Genomic DNA, 14,244 nt, shown 5'->3' with positions numbered 1-14,244 from the left:
ACGGCCCTGCCCGCAAAAACAAACGCCGGGGTGAAAACTCCACCCCGGCGTCAGAACAGGATAATTGTTTCCGTGGATCAGAAAACGAATTCGGCCGCCTTGGCGAAGCCCGGCAGAGGCTTGATCGAGGCATTGAAGGAGGTCACGGCCGATGTGCTGTTGCCGTCGCGGCGATAGACAGTGGCCTTGGCAGCATTGCCATATCCGACAACCACGACCAGACGTCCGCCGTCCCGCAGCTGATCGGTCAGCGCCGCCGGCACTTCCTCGACGGAACCGTTGACGAAAACCAGGTCATAGGGCGCTTCGCCCGCATAACCCTTTTCAAGATCGCCGGTGACGACGGCAACATTGTCATATCCAAGCGACGCCAGGGTCTCGGTCGCCTCAGCCGCCAGCGTCTCGTCGCATTCGAGCGACACAACCGAACCGGCGAGCTGGGACAGAATGGCGGCCGTATAACCGGCGCCGCCGCCGACTTCCAGAACCACGTCCTCCTTGGACACGGCAGCAAGCTGCAGAAGCTTTGCCAGCGGCGAAGCCTTCATGACGTAACGGGCCGGGCGGCCATCCCGGGCGGGACAGATCTGCAGATCCTCGTCCACATAGGCAATCTGCCGCACGCCCGCCGGCACGAAAGCCTCGCGCGGCACGCTCAAAAACGCCTTCAGCACCGAATGCGACGTCACATCGGTCGTGCGCAACTGGCTATCGACCATATTGGCGCGTGCGGTTTCGAAATCCATCATATCGTTATCGCCTCAATTTCGCGGATGCCGGTCGGGAAGCCTCGGCTCCAAAAGCTCAAAACGGCACGGGTCTCCCCTTGCCTTTAAACAATCTCATAATTGCCCAAGCCTGCGCTTTCAAGCGTGGTGAACCGGAAGTGCGGGAAAAAGCGAAATGGCGGGGATTTTTAGAACAATAGGAACGGGAATGACCGCAACAGGGTGCGACGTCGTCAGGACGACAGGTTCTGTTGATGAGATTTTGGAGGCTTCGCCCGAAATTCCAAACGTCGGCTCTTATACTGGCTGACGACTCTCACGCGTCAGCTATGTGTCCTGCGGACATTTACGGTCTCGTTTCTTTGTCCTTCTTCGCCTGATCGTGATGCCACTTGATGGCGAAGAACATGCCCGTCCCCAAGACGAGAACCTTGAGCGGAAAGACGACTATAGGGAATAAATCTACCCAATCCCAATCCATCATTTCGAATATTTCCAAGCTGTTACGTGACACTATCGATCGTGAAGAGCGCTATCTCAAAATAGGGGCGTCAACAACTTCAATCCATGTCCCCATGCAGGGTCTTTTTGACGCAGCCAACGGGTTCGCTTCGTCGGGGCTCTTGCGTCACGCCGCAGCGATCTCCCGTTTGGCACTCATCATCGAAAATGCACACGAGGGACGCCGAACGTGGAGCCGGATCGCAGGTGTTACCCCGCCGATGACGCGATGATGGGATAAAATGGGTATGGAGAGCCCCGGCCAAAGGACGGCGAACGGTTCACATTGCCACACCTGGATAATAAGGAAGGTATTTCAGATATTTGCTCCCGGTGAAGGAGCTGATTGGAGGCCTCGCCCGGAATTGAACCGGGGTACAAGGATTTGCAGGCTTTCACCCGCCCTTGATTTACCACCGCAATTTCCCTGTTTGTCGCAATCATGTTGCAGTCAATCGAGCAAAATGTTCGCGGCTTGTGCTAGTTCTGTCCCATCGTCCAGCCGCGGGAATAGGTGTCCGTAGGTGTCCATGGTCATCACGATCGAGGAGTGTCCCATGCGCTCCTGCACCATTTTGACCGGCAGACCCAAGCCGCCGTCTTCCTTCCGGTTGATGAGCCAGGAGGCGTAGAAGTGGCGCAGCGCGTGGAGGCCTGTATACTTCGCCTCGATCTCGTTCCCCTCACCCACGGTCACGCCAGCTCGAATCATCGCCGGCTTGAGGCCCTTGTTCACGATGTTCGCGTGTGAACGCGGTTCGCCGTCTGGATTGGCGAAGACCAGTTCGAAGCCAGGCGGCTGCCGGAGCTTATGTTCCTTCAACGCCGCGATAACGACAGGCGGAACCGGGATCGTTCTAACTCCAGCCTCTGACTTCGTCGGGCCGATTTCCTTGAACTGGTCGGCGCGCTGATTGACGTGGATCTCTGCCTTCTTGAAATTAACGTCCTGCCACCGCAGGCCCCTCAATTCTGAGGAACGCATACCCGTGAAGATGGCCGTCACAAGCAACGGCCTCCAGTTGCCATCCAGAGCGGCCACCAGCGCTTTGACCTCGCCTCTGGTGGGTATGTCTACCCCAACAACCAGCTTGCCCTTCTGGCGCTTCTCCTGACGCCTGTCGCGCCCCTTGCGGCTGGAGCGTATGTCCCGTACCGGATTACGGGTTGCTAAGCCCCGCTCGTTCGCGTCGGACAAGATCGACCCCAGCGAAGTCAGAACCTTCTTTACCATCGCCGGCGATCGGCCATTTTGGCGCATCGTGTCTTCGAAGTCCCTGACGGCCGGGACATTGAGGCGCGATAACAGCGTCTGACCGATAAGCGGGTTGATGTGGTGTTTCAGGTGGCTTTTACGCTGGTCCATGGATGACCGCTCAAGGCCCGCGCTTTCGCCCGATGCGATCCACAGAGAGCCAGCTTTCTCGACGGTCACGCTGGCGCTATCAGCGACGTGGACGCCCTCCCTCACCTCAACAGAGGCGGTAGCGGCGAAACTGTCGGCGTCCTTCTTCAACTTAAAGGTTTTCAGCCGGCGCTTACCGGTGGTGTCAAAATAATCGACCACCCAAGCGCTCTTTGCCTCGCCCTTTGGAGTTGTCCATTCACGCTTGCGAACTGACATGCTTGATCCTCAAAAAGGTATGTCATCATCATCCATTGGGGGAAAAGCGGGCTTCTGCTCTACGATCGGCTTTGCGTCCTGTTTTTTCTCGGGCAAAGGCCAGTCTGGAGCCTTCAGTTTAGCGTCGGACAGAGCAGCACGCATTGCTTTCCCGGCTGCAAAGTAATCCGTGGCCTTCTGATCTTCATGCATTTGAACGAACTCATCGATCCGCGGCCATAGCACATCGACATAGTAGTTCAGGAAAACCTTGCGTTCCTTCGATGACCAGAAAAATGGCCAGTGTTCTCTGCAGAACGTTAGCCTCTTGTCCTCTTCGTAAGTCGGATAGAACTCTTTTCGAGCAGCCATCCGCAAGGCTCTGACGCCGTCGCTCACATCCCAAAAGTCGTGCCAGCTCAAATCACCACCATATTCGTAGTCGTTGAGCTTCTCGCCCAGCGCAGCGCTTACTATCGCGCGCTCGACTACGGTCGTAATCGTTTGCCCCTTTAGCTTCGAAACGTACTCCAGAATGAACCTTGTCTTAGGGTCTAGCCGGATCGTCAGCGTCTCTGATTTCCCGGCCTTCTGCGATGCTTTTGCCATGTCGATTCCCTCAGTCGGGCGATTAATTACACGTAATGCTGAGTAAGTGCAAATACTGCTTGACGCAATCAGCGGAATACATACTCTGTCCGTAATGCAAAAGCAGTGCAAAGGACATCAACGCAATGACAGGAAATTCCGAACCAATCCAGAACATGGATCTGCTGTGGGAAGTCGAGGAAATCGCCAAGTTGATTGGCCGGACTGAGCGCCAGACTTTCCACATGTTGAAAAAGGGTGAGCTTCCGGCCAAGAAGGTTGGCGGTCGCTGGGTGGCCAGCCGGCAGAAGCTGATCGACTTCTTCATGGAGGCCGCATGACAGGCGCCGATCATCAGCACAGCGAAACGGTAGTCACCGCCGCTCAATGGCTTGCGGAACAAAATCCTACTCCGACGCCAATTATTCCTATGCTTCGTGACCGCTTCGGTCTTTCGGCATTGGAAGCATGCGAGGCGGCTGCCCTCTCCAACAAGTACCGAGTTTGGAGGCGAGCGCACGCATGATTGTCGAGGATGGATTTTATCTCATACCGCTTCTGCCCAAGGAGATGGCGGCGCGCTTGAAGGATAAGCCTGACTGGCCTTCAGATATGAGGGCGGAGTACAAGCGCCTGCACGCAACATACACAGCCTCGAAAGCTGAATTCGCCACATGGGTTAGGCGCGACAGAGACTCGCGCATGAACCGCACTGCGAAGCAAATCCTACTCGTCATCTTGGATTGTCTGAATTTTGATACCGGTCGCTGCGATCCCGGCCACCAGTTCATTGCGGATGAGCTTGGCATAAGCGTGCGTACGGTCGAGCGGACTATACCCCGGATTGCGTCTGCTCGCTGGATTACGATTAAGCGGCGTGGACGGACAACAACGAATTCATATCGCTTCCAGGTGCCAACCGAGAAAGTCGCTGGAATACTCGAATACGTGGATGGTCTGCGAGAGCAACGGGTCGAAGAGCGAGCGCGCCGCCGTCTCCATGGTGACCCGACAGAAATGGCGGATCACTCCCAAAGTGACCCGACAAATTCGCGTAGTCATGAACCGACAGAAATGGCGGATCACGACCCGACAGAAATGGCGGGTAAACCTATGAAGGGAACCTTTGAAGACGAACCTGCGAAGAAAGATTCTTGCTCTGAGGGGAGTGAGTCTCTCTATGGCGACAGTGATCAAAGCAGCGCAGACGTAAGGCCATCGGCAGCAAGGAACGTTCCCTATCGAGTGCCGGCGAACGAATTCATTGGTCGGCAGATGGTTTTGACTATTGTGGACGGTCGCGACGTGCCGGAAGTCCTTCAAGAGAAGCTGCACCAGTTCATCATGCTCGGCATCCTCACGCCGGCCATGGCTGAAAGGTTGATTGCGCCAGCGGTGCAAATCCCAGATCAGGAATCGGAATTCAACTCGTGGATAACGCGGAACATTCCAGACCGTGCCAATCACCGGGAAGCATACCGGCTGCTGCGCGAGAGGAAGATGACACCTGAGGTTCTTCGGAGACTGGCAGCATGAAGAAAGATCAGCTTGACCTCTTCGCCTGGGCCGATGCGCGACCGTCTGCGCAGATCATCGATCTGGTGCCGATCATCGTTCGCAACATGCCCGACGTCGATCCCCGATATCCCGAGCCCGCGAAGGTAATTCGCCCGGCCTTCGAGCGCAAAAGGAGCGTGGCATGAGTAAACTAACAGTTCGGGAGCGACGCCTGCTGGTAGCGGCCAAGATTGCGCTCTTGGCATACAGAGGTATTTTCGGCTCGTCGTTTTGGAATACCCGTGATCGCTGGGCCTTCGCGCGTCTGGAGCATGAGATCGAACGAATGGAGCGAAGCAACCCATGACGGCTGAACCAGTCACGATAAACGTCATTCCCGATAGCGGAAATCTGCAGGTGGATGCCGATGCCCTCGTATGGGCGATCCAGCACCTGCCCACTCGCGAAGCCTACCGGAAGTGCACTGGCGAAGATGCTGGCCCTGTTCTCGATCGCTATGTGGCTTGGGCTCAAGAGAACATTATCGGAGATGCGCTTTGAGCTACGAGCTTTTTACCCGGCAGGATCTCGACGCATGCGAGGGCCTCGGCCTCGCCCCGATACTCATGCGCAGAGATGAGGTAATCAACCTCAAGACCGCGGTTCATGTCACCGGCCGCAGCGAGAAGACCCTCCGCGGCTGGTGCAAGGAATTCGGTATTGGTGTTCAGCCCTGCGCCGGAGCTCCAATAGAGATATCGGCGCCAGCGCTGGAGATGGTGAGGCATGGTGACTTTGCGGCGCTGGAGCTGTTGCGGCAAGGAAGGCGAGAACACCCCAGAGTTAGGAGATTTTTTGAACATCTAGGCCTACCTGCGTGACAGGTGGGTGCATCGTGAACTGGCTCTTACCTCGCATATCAATCGTTAGTTTGCCAATTTCCATGAACCGAAGACCAAATACAGCTTGGTATGCTCTAGTCCCATCCGAAAAATTCATCGGAATTACGTCAATTTCAGAACAATGCCCAAACTCGGATATGAACATATGCACTTTCCTTTTCCGCGCGGAACTCACCTGATGGGCAGTTCGTATCTCGGCGACATCGTCGGTAAAAGGAGCGTTCATTTCATCCAGCAATTTCGCATCAACGAAGAAATCATCAGCTCCAGTGTCCATCAGCGCCCTTACTCTGAAGATTTTCGATCCACGTACAAGCTGTCCTGTTTGAAAAGCACGAATGTCGTAACCCAATCCGATCTCGATTACAGGAGACTTGTACGCGCCGCTCACGGTTTCAAAGCCAGGCCGATCTGCGAAAATTACGGGTATGCTTACTGGACTCTGTTCCACCATTAGATCTCCTGTTTACTTCGGGAAAACACTACCGCACGTGTATACTCATATGGAGGTGAATAATCCTGTTACGTTGAGTTCCACAACGAGAGCAGGAGGTTGCGGTAATGTCGATCGTCGCCAAACAGCGAAAGCAGAAAGACCCGATCGTCAACGTTATGTTGAATGGCGGCCGGGTCACTTCGGGCTTCAGAACAGCCCTGTTCGCCGCTGCCAGTCGAGCCGGCGTTTCCGTCAATGAATTCGTGCTGACCGCAACTGCCGAAAAGCTGTGTGCTTCTGGCAGCCGGTTCTCTGGAGTCTTTGAACCAGGCGATATCACCCAGAACGTTCAGAGCGCCGCATGAGCAAGAAGAGCCGCGCCATCCGCAAAGACATGAGAGCCTTGGAGCACCAGGTCGAGCAATTATTCGATCTGGTCAGCCGGCTGACTGAAAACCAGCAAAAGCTCATGAGCCACACCCAAACCATACCGGAAACTGTGGGCTCAGCCGTCGGCGGCGCGATGGCCGGAATTCTCGCAATCACTGAACGAAACCAGGCGGCACTTGATCATGTGCGCGTCGATCACTGAAAGGAAACGCACCATGGCAGGAAAGCCCGAAATGAGCGAAGCCGTCATCAACCAACTGACGGATGTCATCGCGGAGATTGTAGCCAAGACTGTCGATGAAGCTATCGACAAGCGCATCGCTACAAACGGCACGCTGCTCCACAACCGCAAGCCTGGCGAAGGCTTCAAGCTGCCGTCAGCAGACGGTTACAAAGCACCGGAAGGTGATTGATATGACGGCGTCCGTGAAGCACCTCAGCGTTGCTGATATTGAGGCGAGAATTGCCGAGATCAGCGCGAAGCAGGAAGAGCATTCCCGTCGTGATCTCGACGCTGAACTGCGTGACGTGATGCGCAGCGGCGGCGATATCGATGCTCTGGAAAATACTCATCTCGACGCGGAGCGACAGTCCCGCCGCCTCCGCGTCGAACGGAAAGCCCTTGAGGCTGACTTACCTCTCGCGAAAAAGCACGAGGGCGAAACCCTCACCCGAGACAAGGTGGACCAGCACCGAAAACTTGCCGCAGACGCCGCAAAGGCAGTCGATCACGTCGTGTCAGCCTGGGAGGACTTCGTTTCAGCGCTGGACGCTTGGGACGAACTCAGGCGTCGATCTGCCGGCCTGACGGATGAGGCGTGGTCGATTGCTCAGTCGAGTGGCGTTGAAATGCCAATCATGGGCAAGTTCACCAGCGAGCGCATCAAGGCGCTGGCCCCTCAGGCACATCACGACATCGTTGATCGTCTTGCAGCGGCCGAGAGCCAGCATCAAGTCGGCTTTGGAGTTCAAGGCTATCGGGTCGATAGCTGAGAATGATGGCGCCGGGGATTTTCCGTCTTTCGTCCTCGGCGCCATCGATAACGATAACCGTCTCTCTCGTTAGTCTCTTAAAATATCAGAATTCTGGACGTTCGGGTAAAAGCGAGAAGACGTACTTCGCAGCATTGATAACGGTCGTATAGTTCATCCAAACGTATGCGATGAAAGCAATAAAAGTCAGAGAATATACATACAAGGATAGTCTTTCTATTTTTTCTGATTTTGCCGTTGCTGTCTTCACTGACGCTTCAAGTTTCGACTGGGCCACTTGATCACCTTGGTTTCTCGTGCTGCTCCAATCTAGCGACGGAATAGCTTTTTGTGCGTGACGGCTCAGCGCCCACATCAAGCCCGATGCAGCCAAAAACCCCATAAAAACAACTGACGAAATGTCCATCTCATCTCTCCGATTTCAGGTGGAGCGGATATCGGAAGAGCTCACATCTTTCAAACGGAAGCGATAATTTAGGCTGACAGAACATTAAGGCGACGGGAAAAAACTGAAGATATCCGTCAAATGTTACCGCAGGTTTCCAGTGCAAATTCGCGTTCGAAAGTAGTTCTATGAAAGAGGATTTCTCCGTCATAAGGCAATGGATGAGCATGAAAGAAGTATTGGAAGGCATAACGGGCGGTCTAGGTGCTGCCATTTACCTCAGCACAGAAATCGCGTTCCGCCTCGTTGATGTGCTTGTGGCAAAGGGCGTCCTTTCGAAGGAAGAGGCGCGCAGCACCCACTACGCCATTGCTGCAGGCATCCGGCAGGATGCGGATGAACATCCGAACGCCCGGGAAATGACCGAAGTTGCCGCTGCGATGCTCGAACAGGCTGGAGATAACTATCTTTCGCAAAATCAGGAGAAAAATCTATGAACGCCCCAATGCCCGGCCGACAGATTTGGCGCGATTTCGAAACGGACGGCGTGCCTTCCAGTGGTCGGCACAGCCCCCGCAAGTCCGATATTCGAACCTGGTCTGAATGGGTGGAGAGCGTTCTGTCCGCCTTTCTGAGTAATGGCGGTCTCGTATACTCGACATTGGCGGCTCTCACCAACGACCTTGCTCATGCTCCAAACAGCATGGCTTGGGTGATTGGCGATGTGACCGCGTCAAACAACGGCGTCTACATGAAGGTCGGTGTATCTGGTTCGGGATCTTGGACACGAGTGGCCGATCTTCCATACAGCTTTATTACCGCGGAAGACGTTGGGGAAGGTACGCCGAATGCTATCGAGGCATCTTCGTCGTTACCTTTGTCAGCCTCCGCTCTCGTATTGCTCAACGTGTTTGAAACCAACACCGCATCCCCTGTAACGGTATCGTTCAACGGTGGAACAGCATTGACGATCAAGTCGAACTCGGGAGGCGACATCCTCCCCGGTGGCCTTCAGAGTGGAATGCTCGTCATGGGACGAATTTCCGGTTCGACGTTCCGGATAGTCAGTGATCAGGTAAGTTCTGCCATCATCACCGAAGCAGAGGCCGTACTATCACAGGTGGAAGTCATTCGTGACATTGTGCTGGGGGCTGTGCCGAATGTCTTTTCGCCCTCGCGAACCACTCTCAAGGCGCTGGACGTAGGTACCACGCAGGAAGCATACATGACTGAGCGAGGCCGAGAGGGGCAGTTCATCTGGCGCTCCGGAAATTATGCTGCACATGTATCCGCCGATCCACAAGAAGGCATTTACGTCAAAGCTGACGGTGTTGCTGCGTCGACTGGTGTTTGGGTTCGGATCTACTCAGGCGGACTGAAGCCTGGATACTTTGGAGCAAAGGTAGACGGCGTAACCGATGATAGCACCGCGCTGCAGGCCTGCATCAACCTCGCCTTGTTTATCAATGGAGTTGTGCAGTTACCGCCCGGAACGATGCGGCTAAAGGCGACGACTGCGGTCAACGTCAATAACAGCAACAATCTGGCGATTAAGGGCGCTGGGCAGAATGTTTCGGTGCTGAGTTATTCGGATGCTGCCACTCACGGTATTTCCTATGTTTCGAGCCAGACCGTCGACAATTATCATCCGTGCTTGGAGTTGAGCGATTTCTCCATTGAAACTTCGCGGAAGAACGCTGGCACGGCTATTTCCGCCACATGGGCAAACGCGAACAACATCGAACGGCCGTTCTACATGAAACGGGTTGAGATGCGCCAGTGCATCACCCGCGCCTCCGACGATGGATCAAACTTCGGGTATTGGACGCGCGGCGTCTATTGTTCGAACGCCCGCAACTCGACTGTAGAGCACTCATACTTCATGGGTGAAATGAACCTGGTGCCGACATCGCAATCAGCGTTCGAGCTCGACAATGAAAGTACCTTCTTTACCTTCAATAACGTCTTGGTATTGGAGGCCGATACCGGGATCTATGCTCACGGCACGACGGAAGGCGTGAAGGTTCTGCAGTGCTCCATAGTGGGAGTGAGGTACGGTATCCATCATGTGACGACAACCGGCGCCGAGCCGGAACTGATGGTTATCGGCACTGACATCAACGCTGAAGAAGTAGGCGTCTGGGCGCAGAATATCCAAATGGTCACCATCGCTGACTGCGTGTTCTTTGCCAACAGCTGGCTTCATTCAAGCGCTTGGCCTGAGTGGCGAGGTGTTCTCCTTCAAGGCGCGCTGAATCGCTTCTCCAGCATCAAGGGCTGCCATTTCTCGAAGGAGAACCAGAGGACAGGCGACACGACGACAGGCATTGATTTCAATGAAGGCAATTACTGCATCATTGACGGTAATAACTTCTACGGATTCAACGGAAATCCGATGACTTTCGGCGTGCAGATCCGATCTGGAACCGGGTTTTGCACGGTGTCTGAAACCAATCTGTTCGAGTATGTCAGCAACAAGGTGGCGAACAACGGCAACAATTCTTACCGTCAAAAAATCATTCAGTCCGGTCAAGCGACCGTTGCATCTGGCGCGGCTGTCAATTTTCCCAAGGGTTTTGCAGAAACGCCCATCGTTACTGCGGTTCATAGCGGGACCAATACGGCGGTCAATGTGACCGTTTCGGGCGAAAGCACGAGCGGTTTTACAGCCAATCACAACGGAGGCGGCGCTGTTCTTCTCAGTTGGATAGCGGTGGGGAACTAATCGCGGAGATTGGCCGAATGACTAACGATAACGGGAATTCTCGAGACCTGAAAGAGTCCGGAATTACGGACGTTTTACGGTTTGGCGGGCTTTCCCGAATGTCATCATTTGTCATCATTTCAGGCGATGAAAAGGCTCCTCAGAATGTGGTGGGCTACATAAATTTACGGACAGCGGAACGGGTGTGGCAGGCATGACAACGGATAAACTTAACGGACACAAGGACGGTAAAGGCCGCTTCACCAAAGGCAATCCTGGCAAGCCGAAGGGTGCGCGCTCTCAGACCACGCTCGCCATCGAAAGCCTGCTTGGGAAGGATGCGACAAAGCTCACTCGCAAGGCCATCAAATCAGCACTGGATGGCGACAGCACAGCCTTGAAGCTCTGCATGGAGCGAATTGCGCCTGTACGCCGTGGCCGCGTGGTGACCGTGGGCAACTTCCCGAAGGTGGAAAGCGCTGCTGACGTTCCCGGCGCGCTGTCGTCGCTTCTTCATGCCGTCGCAAAGGGTGAGCTTACCACGGACGAAGCCGAGTCCATTGCCAGCCTTTGCAGCCGATATGTGAATGCCCTTGAGGCGGTCGAACATGAGGCACGATTGAAGGCGTTGGAGGAGAAGCTGAAATGAAGAACATTCAAGCTCGATTGCAGCGACTGGAGACCCGCGCCGCCCCCAGAGCGGACGTGGTGACTTGGGACTTCGCCAGTGACAAAGCATTTCTCGCACTGAATGAAGAGGGGCAAGCCGAGATATGCGCGATCATCGAAAAGATGCGTCCGAACCTTCCTGAAAACGTTGAACAGGCTTTGATGGGCTTGTCGGATGAAGAACTTGATAAGCTGGAAGAGTTCTATCTGGATTCAGACTACGGCAAGCGGGAGGTAGACAATGGCCGGTAGATCGATACACGGCCGCCTTCACAGGTTGGAGACTATCTCTCCGAAGATCCTGCCGGGAGAGAGCACAAACCCACTCGCCAAGATACAGGCGTTCGTCGACGAAAACGGCGGTAGGCTGGATAACGAAAGCTGGGCAGATGCCGCTGCTCGATTGGTCGATATGCCGACTGCCCAGCTTGTCGAGTGGCTCAAGAGCAAGGTCTATGTCGAGGATTTTTATCTCTGAAAGTGGACAAATATGGACAGTTTATGCGCTCCAGCTTTGAATTTTAATCCACGCGGAAATCAAAGCTTCGGTAAAGCAATTTAAAGCAATTTTTGTAGAGCAAATCAGAACATTTTTTGATGGTGTTGTGGTTACCCATCTAAATCTGTTATAGGTCAGCCAGCGACCACGGATGAACTGGCGCAAAATATGGGCCGGCCTTTCGAGGTGACGGCCTTTCTTTTTGCCTGGAGTTTCCCATGATTACAGAGATCGAAGTCGAAGGCATCGGCACCATGCGCCACATGAACGCATTTCAGATGCGGAGAGCTATGCGCATTGCCGACAGGAAGAACCGAGCCATCGCAATGGCAGCATTTGGCATCGGATTGACTGTACAGGAGTTCAAGAGGCTCAGCGCCGATCAGCAGCGTCTTATCTGGGATGCTCACAATCGCCTCACAGCGCCTGGTGCTGGCGCGCCCATCAGACCGACGACGGAACAGGTGACAAAGCCTCCACGCGCATGGGAGAGGTTGTCAGAGGCCGAGAAGGCAAACTATGGGCGGCAGCTGCTCAACGTTAAAGCCTCGCTGCCGCATGGTCACTTCCGTCGATGGGTAGAAGACAAGAGCGGCATTACCTACAGCCAGGCTCAGCGCTACATGAGTGCGGCAAACGATCGAGCAGTTCAACTACTGAAATAGCGACTTGAACCATCCTGTGAAGCCGGCAGACTTGTCCGAGAAGACCACAAAGAAGCTTAGCGTCTCGGTTTTGTTTGACAGTAAGGTGGCCACCGGTAAGGAATAACTGGCCGTCTTTCCATCCTCAGAGAGTTTACCTGAAGTCTCAATAATCTGCGGCGCAGTTACCCGCCATTCAAGATATCGACCCGACGTGGCGCCGATTAGCATCGCTTCCATCTGAGGATTGTCACCGGGTTTTGTGGGAGCTGGTGGAATCGCGAGTTCAAGCTTCCTGTTATCTCCTTGGTTCGTGATCGACATCGCCAAGTCCTTAGACTTGTTTTGGTTGTCGCTACCAACGAGATTGCCTTTCGCAAGGGTCGCGAAAACCTGATCTGTCGGTCCCTCGAGCGCGATAGTGCAAACGATATCGCCCTTCTCGGTTGTGCGAGTGGTTGAGCCTTTCAGACCCTCTGGCAGCTTTCCCTCGGGAATTGGAGGACAGAAATTGGACGGTTTATCCTTCACCCCTATGTTGAGCAAAGCTGCGTCTACGCTCATCACGAGATTAATTTTTGTGGTGCCATCATCAGACACGACAATGTCCTGCTGCATCTCGAAGCATCCAGAAAGGATTAACAGAGCGGCCAAAGCTGTGGTCGTTTTGAGCTTCATGAATATCCCCACAATCTGTAGGCGCAAAATTGCGGCTCAAGCACGTCTCAGTCAAGCGGCAAATGGTATCGGTAATGCCCCTTATCGTGAGTATTCGTGACCGGAAACCCGAATGTTACTCTTCGCCAACTCTTCGGGTGATGTTGACATTTGTTGACAACCTAGAGGCGGCAGTCCTGTCCCCCTTGTAACCTGCTTGCGAGTATGCATCGGTAGCAGTGGCGCCTCTAGCTAGCGCCTGAGCAAAAAGTTCATGCCGTGCATTCTTTAGTGTCGGCATAATCTAACCTATGAGGGAAGTTAAATGGCATTCAAACCCGGAGATGTGGTGCAACTGAAATCAGGCGGTCCTCTTATGACGGTCGCTTTCATCAACGAAGAAGGCAAAGTCTCATGCACTTGGTTCAACCAAGATCATGCTTCCTTCGAAGTGAAGTTCGCCATCTTCAATCCTGAAATGCTCAAGGTTAAGCAGTAGACTCGCATCAGATTTGGGGTGCTTGAGTATCCCAATTCATTCTTGAGAACTGGCATGGGTAACCTTGGGGGATGGGAATGATTAATTCTGGCAAATGTCCAAAATGCGAAAAGATTGTGCCTTATCTCAAACTTGAGGGTCTGGACGCCAAAGAGCCTTTCGCTGCCTCTGGATGGAAGGCCATCACGTTGCTGTGCCCAAGCTGCAGCACTGTGCTTGGGGCTTCAATCGATCCGATTGCTATTAAGACGGACATCATCAACTCGCTTAAGCGGTAATCCTCTCCCACTCTTGCTTGGTGGTGGTCTGAACCGCACCGGGTTTGCCGGAGGCCATTTCGTTTAAGTTATGCGGCCACGGCCGGTGCGTCCAGCATGGCGTAATATCGTTCTTCGGCTTCGGCTGGCGGTATGTTGCCGATGGGCTCCAGAAGGCGACGGTTGTTGAACCAATCTACCCATTCCAGCGTGGCGAACTCCACGGCTTCGAAGTTTCGCCACGGTCCTCGCCGATGGATGACCTCGGCCTTGTAAAGACCATTGACCGTTT

Annotated in this window: 23 protein-coding genes; 16 read left to right on the top strand and 7 right to left on the bottom strand. The window is 54.2% G+C overall.

Annotated elements, in window-relative coordinates; genetic code table 11:
- Positions 1-77: 77 nt before the first annotated feature.
- The 3 genes from OK142_RS00115 to OK142_RS00105 form a co-directional block, all read right to left on the bottom strand.
- Positions 78-749 carry a protein-L-isoaspartate O-methyltransferase family protein gene (locus tag OK142_RS00115; RefSeq protein ID WP_082184363.1) on the bottom strand — a complete coding sequence of 224 codons (672 nt, stop codon included), beginning with the start codon at positions 747-749 and terminating at the stop codon, positions 78-80.
- 931 nt (positions 750-1,680) lie between these two features.
- On the bottom strand, positions 1,681-2,853 hold the full coding sequence (locus tag OK142_RS00110; RefSeq protein WP_498680640.1) for a tyrosine-type recombinase/integrase: 1,173 nt from the start codon (positions 2,851-2,853) through the stop codon (positions 1,681-1,683).
- Positions 2,854-2,862: 9 nt separating this feature from the next.
- Entirely contained in the window at positions 2,863-3,441 is a 579-nt protein-coding gene (locus tag OK142_RS00105; RefSeq protein WP_498680639.1) for a hypothetical protein, read from the bottom strand.
- Between the two features lie 125 nt (positions 3,442-3,566).
- On the opposite strand from OK142_RS00105, the gene OK142_RS00100 reads away from it, so the two are divergent.
- The 4 genes from OK142_RS00100 (at position 3,567) to OK142_RS00085 (ending at position 5,478) form a co-directional block, all read left to right on the top strand.
- A complete protein-coding gene (locus OK142_RS00100) occupies positions 3,567-3,761 on the top strand; it encodes a helix-turn-helix domain-containing protein (protein ID WP_107339356.1) in 195 nt (64 codons plus the stop codon).
- Positions 3,762-3,942: 181 nt separating this feature from the next.
- Positions 3,943-4,956, top strand: coding sequence for a hypothetical protein (locus tag OK142_RS00095; protein ID WP_498680638.1), 1,014 nt, complete (start codon positions 3,943-3,945; stop codon positions 4,954-4,956).
- Positions 4,953-5,123 carry a hypothetical protein gene (locus OK142_RS00090; protein WP_162694115.1) on the top strand — a complete coding sequence of 57 codons (171 nt, stop codon included), beginning with the start codon at positions 4,953-4,955 and terminating at the stop codon, positions 5,121-5,123. Before OK142_RS00095 ends, OK142_RS00090 begins: the two co-directional genes overlap by 4 nt.
- 157 nt (positions 5,124-5,280) lie before the next feature.
- On the top strand, positions 5,281-5,478 hold the full coding sequence (locus tag OK142_RS00085) for a hypothetical protein (protein WP_498680637.1): 198 nt from the start codon (positions 5,281-5,283) through the stop codon (positions 5,476-5,478).
- A 282-nt stretch (positions 5,479-5,760) separates the two neighbouring features.
- On the opposite strand, the gene OK142_RS00080 is transcribed toward OK142_RS00085, so the two are convergent.
- Positions 5,761-6,273, bottom strand: coding sequence for a hypothetical protein (locus OK142_RS00080; RefSeq protein WP_498680636.1), 513 nt, complete (start codon positions 6,271-6,273; stop codon positions 5,761-5,763).
- Positions 6,274-6,380: 107 nt separating this feature from the next.
- Here OK142_RS00080 and OK142_RS00075 point away from each other — a divergent pair, with 107 nt between their 5' ends.
- From OK142_RS00075 to OK142_RS00060, 4 genes are read left to right on the top strand one after another with little or no spacing between them, the layout of a single operon-like run.
- A complete protein-coding gene (locus OK142_RS00075; protein ID WP_498680635.1) occupies positions 6,381-6,620 on the top strand; it encodes a hypothetical protein in 240 nt (79 codons plus the stop codon).
- A complete protein-coding gene (locus tag OK142_RS00070; RefSeq protein WP_498680634.1) occupies positions 6,617-6,847 on the top strand; it encodes a hypothetical protein in 231 nt (76 codons plus the stop codon). The genes OK142_RS00075 and OK142_RS00070 overlap by 4 nt, the downstream gene beginning before the upstream one ends.
- A 13-nt stretch (positions 6,848-6,860) precedes the next feature.
- Positions 6,861-7,058 (top strand): hypothetical protein, encoded by a 198-nt coding sequence (locus tag OK142_RS00065; RefSeq protein ID WP_498680633.1) that lies wholly within the window; start codon positions 6,861-6,863, stop codon positions 7,056-7,058.
- A gap of 1 nt (position 7,059) precedes the next feature.
- A complete protein-coding gene (locus tag OK142_RS00060) occupies positions 7,060-7,638 on the top strand; it encodes a hypothetical protein (protein WP_498680632.1) in 579 nt (192 codons plus the stop codon).
- An 85-nt stretch (positions 7,639-7,723) separates the two neighbouring features.
- Here OK142_RS00060 and OK142_RS00055 read toward each other — a convergent pair whose 3' ends face one another.
- On the bottom strand, positions 7,724-8,044 hold the full coding sequence (locus OK142_RS00055) for a hypothetical protein (protein ID WP_498680631.1): 321 nt from the start codon (positions 8,042-8,044) through the stop codon (positions 7,724-7,726).
- A gap of 167 nt (positions 8,045-8,211) precedes the next feature.
- On the opposite strand from OK142_RS00055, the gene OK142_RS00050 reads away from it, so the two are divergent.
- From OK142_RS00050 to OK142_RS00020, 7 genes are all read left to right on the top strand, one after another.
- Entirely contained in the window at positions 8,212-8,520 is a 309-nt protein-coding gene (locus OK142_RS00050) for a hypothetical protein (protein WP_174069645.1), read from the top strand.
- A complete protein-coding gene (locus tag OK142_RS00045) occupies positions 8,517-10,748 on the top strand; it encodes a glycosyl hydrolase family 28-related protein (protein WP_498680630.1) in 2,232 nt (743 codons plus the stop codon). Before OK142_RS00050 ends, OK142_RS00045 begins: the two co-directional genes overlap by 4 nt.
- A 17-nt stretch (positions 10,749-10,765) precedes the next feature.
- On the top strand, positions 10,766-10,945 hold the full coding sequence (locus tag OK142_RS00040) for a hypothetical protein (RefSeq protein ID WP_498680629.1): 180 nt from the start codon (positions 10,766-10,768) through the stop codon (positions 10,943-10,945).
- A complete protein-coding gene (locus OK142_RS00035) occupies positions 10,942-11,376 on the top strand; it encodes a hypothetical protein (RefSeq protein ID WP_498680628.1) in 435 nt (144 codons plus the stop codon). Before OK142_RS00040 ends, OK142_RS00035 begins: the two co-directional genes overlap by 4 nt.
- A complete protein-coding gene (locus tag OK142_RS00030; protein WP_498680627.1) occupies positions 11,373-11,648 on the top strand; it encodes a hypothetical protein in 276 nt (91 codons plus the stop codon). The genes OK142_RS00035 and OK142_RS00030 overlap by 4 nt, the downstream gene beginning before the upstream one ends.
- Positions 11,638-11,874 carry a hypothetical protein gene (locus OK142_RS00025; RefSeq protein WP_498680626.1) on the top strand — a complete coding sequence of 79 codons (237 nt, stop codon included), beginning with the start codon at positions 11,638-11,640 and terminating at the stop codon, positions 11,872-11,874. The genes OK142_RS00030 and OK142_RS00025 overlap by 11 nt, the downstream gene beginning before the upstream one ends.
- 239 nt (positions 11,875-12,113) lie before the next feature.
- Positions 12,114-12,560, top strand: coding sequence for a hypothetical protein (locus OK142_RS00020; protein WP_498680625.1), 447 nt, complete (start codon positions 12,114-12,116; stop codon positions 12,558-12,560).
- Here the strand turns inward: OK142_RS00020 and OK142_RS00015 are convergent.
- Entirely contained in the window at positions 12,549-13,217 is a 669-nt protein-coding gene (locus OK142_RS00015; RefSeq protein ID WP_498680624.1) for a hypothetical protein, read from the bottom strand. The genes OK142_RS00020 and OK142_RS00015 overlap by 12 nt on opposite strands.
- 304 nt (positions 13,218-13,521) lie before the next feature.
- On the opposite strand from OK142_RS00015, the gene OK142_RS00010 reads away from it, so the two are divergent.
- Positions 13,522-13,695 carry a YodC family protein gene (locus OK142_RS00010; protein ID WP_498680623.1) on the top strand — a complete coding sequence of 58 codons (174 nt, stop codon included), beginning with the start codon at positions 13,522-13,524 and terminating at the stop codon, positions 13,693-13,695.
- 346 nt (positions 13,696-14,041) lie between these two features.
- On the opposite strand, the gene OK142_RS00005 is transcribed toward OK142_RS00010, so the two are convergent.
- A partial coding sequence (locus OK142_RS00005) for an IS3 family transposase (RefSeq protein ID WP_498680622.1) occupies positions 14,042-14,244 on the bottom strand: 203 nt, incomplete at its 5' end.

The sequence above is a fragment of the Agrobacterium sp. BT-220-3 genome (genome assembly GCF_025910175.1).
GTDB lineage: Bacteria > Pseudomonadota > Alphaproteobacteria > Rhizobiales > Rhizobiaceae > Agrobacterium > Agrobacterium oryzihabitans.
Note: the sequence above shows the minus strand (reverse complement) of the source record. Positions and strands in the feature narration are given on the sequence as shown.

What these genes read in the sequence shown, in the direction of transcription:
- OK142_RS00115 (WP_082184363.1), bottom strand. Translation starts at nt 749, where the DNA reads ATGATGGATTTCGAAACCGCACGCGCCAATATGGTCGATAGCCAGTTG.
- OK142_RS00110 (WP_498680640.1), bottom strand. Translation starts at nt 2,853, where the DNA reads ATGTCAGTTCGCAAGCGTGAATGGACAACTCCAAAGGGCGAGGCAAAG.
- OK142_RS00105 (WP_498680639.1), bottom strand. Translation starts at nt 3,441, where the DNA reads ATGGCAAAAGCATCGCAGAAGGCCGGGAAATCAGAGACGCTGACGATC.
- OK142_RS00100 (WP_107339356.1), top strand. Translation starts at nt 3,567, where the DNA reads ATGACAGGAAATTCCGAACCAATCCAGAACATGGATCTGCTGTGGGAA.
- OK142_RS00095 (WP_498680638.1), top strand. Translation starts at nt 3,943, where the DNA reads ATGATTGTCGAGGATGGATTTTATCTCATACCGCTTCTGCCCAAGGAG.
- OK142_RS00090 (WP_162694115.1), top strand. Translation starts at nt 4,953, where the DNA reads ATGAAGAAAGATCAGCTTGACCTCTTCGCCTGGGCCGATGCGCGACCG.
- OK142_RS00085 (WP_498680637.1), top strand. Translation starts at nt 5,281, where the DNA reads ATGACGGCTGAACCAGTCACGATAAACGTCATTCCCGATAGCGGAAAT.
- OK142_RS00080 (WP_498680636.1), bottom strand. Translation starts at nt 6,273, where the DNA reads ATGGTGGAACAGAGTCCAGTAAGCATACCCGTAATTTTCGCAGATCGG.
- OK142_RS00075 (WP_498680635.1), top strand. Translation starts at nt 6,381, where the DNA reads ATGTCGATCGTCGCCAAACAGCGAAAGCAGAAAGACCCGATCGTCAAC.
- OK142_RS00070 (WP_498680634.1), top strand. Translation starts at nt 6,617, where the DNA reads ATGAGCAAGAAGAGCCGCGCCATCCGCAAAGACATGAGAGCCTTGGAG.
- OK142_RS00065 (WP_498680633.1), top strand. Translation starts at nt 6,861, where the DNA reads ATGGCAGGAAAGCCCGAAATGAGCGAAGCCGTCATCAACCAACTGACG.
- OK142_RS00060 (WP_498680632.1), top strand. Translation starts at nt 7,060, where the DNA reads ATGACGGCGTCCGTGAAGCACCTCAGCGTTGCTGATATTGAGGCGAGA.
- OK142_RS00055 (WP_498680631.1), bottom strand. Translation starts at nt 8,044, where the DNA reads ATGGACATTTCGTCAGTTGTTTTTATGGGGTTTTTGGCTGCATCGGGC.
- OK142_RS00050 (WP_174069645.1), top strand. Translation starts at nt 8,212, where the DNA reads ATGAAAGAGGATTTCTCCGTCATAAGGCAATGGATGAGCATGAAAGAA.
- OK142_RS00045 (WP_498680630.1), top strand. Translation starts at nt 8,517, where the DNA reads ATGAACGCCCCAATGCCCGGCCGACAGATTTGGCGCGATTTCGAAACG.
- OK142_RS00040 (WP_498680629.1), top strand. Translation starts at nt 10,766, where the DNA reads ATGACTAACGATAACGGGAATTCTCGAGACCTGAAAGAGTCCGGAATT.
- OK142_RS00035 (WP_498680628.1), top strand. Translation starts at nt 10,942, where the DNA reads ATGACAACGGATAAACTTAACGGACACAAGGACGGTAAAGGCCGCTTC.
- OK142_RS00030 (WP_498680627.1), top strand. Translation starts at nt 11,373, where the DNA reads ATGAAGAACATTCAAGCTCGATTGCAGCGACTGGAGACCCGCGCCGCC.
- OK142_RS00025 (WP_498680626.1), top strand. Translation starts at nt 11,638, where the DNA reads ATGGCCGGTAGATCGATACACGGCCGCCTTCACAGGTTGGAGACTATC.
- OK142_RS00020 (WP_498680625.1), top strand. Translation starts at nt 12,114, where the DNA reads ATGATTACAGAGATCGAAGTCGAAGGCATCGGCACCATGCGCCACATG.
- OK142_RS00015 (WP_498680624.1), bottom strand. Translation starts at nt 13,217, where the DNA reads ATGAAGCTCAAAACGACCACAGCTTTGGCCGCTCTGTTAATCCTTTCT.
- OK142_RS00010 (WP_498680623.1), top strand. Translation starts at nt 13,522, where the DNA reads ATGGCATTCAAACCCGGAGATGTGGTGCAACTGAAATCAGGCGGTCCT.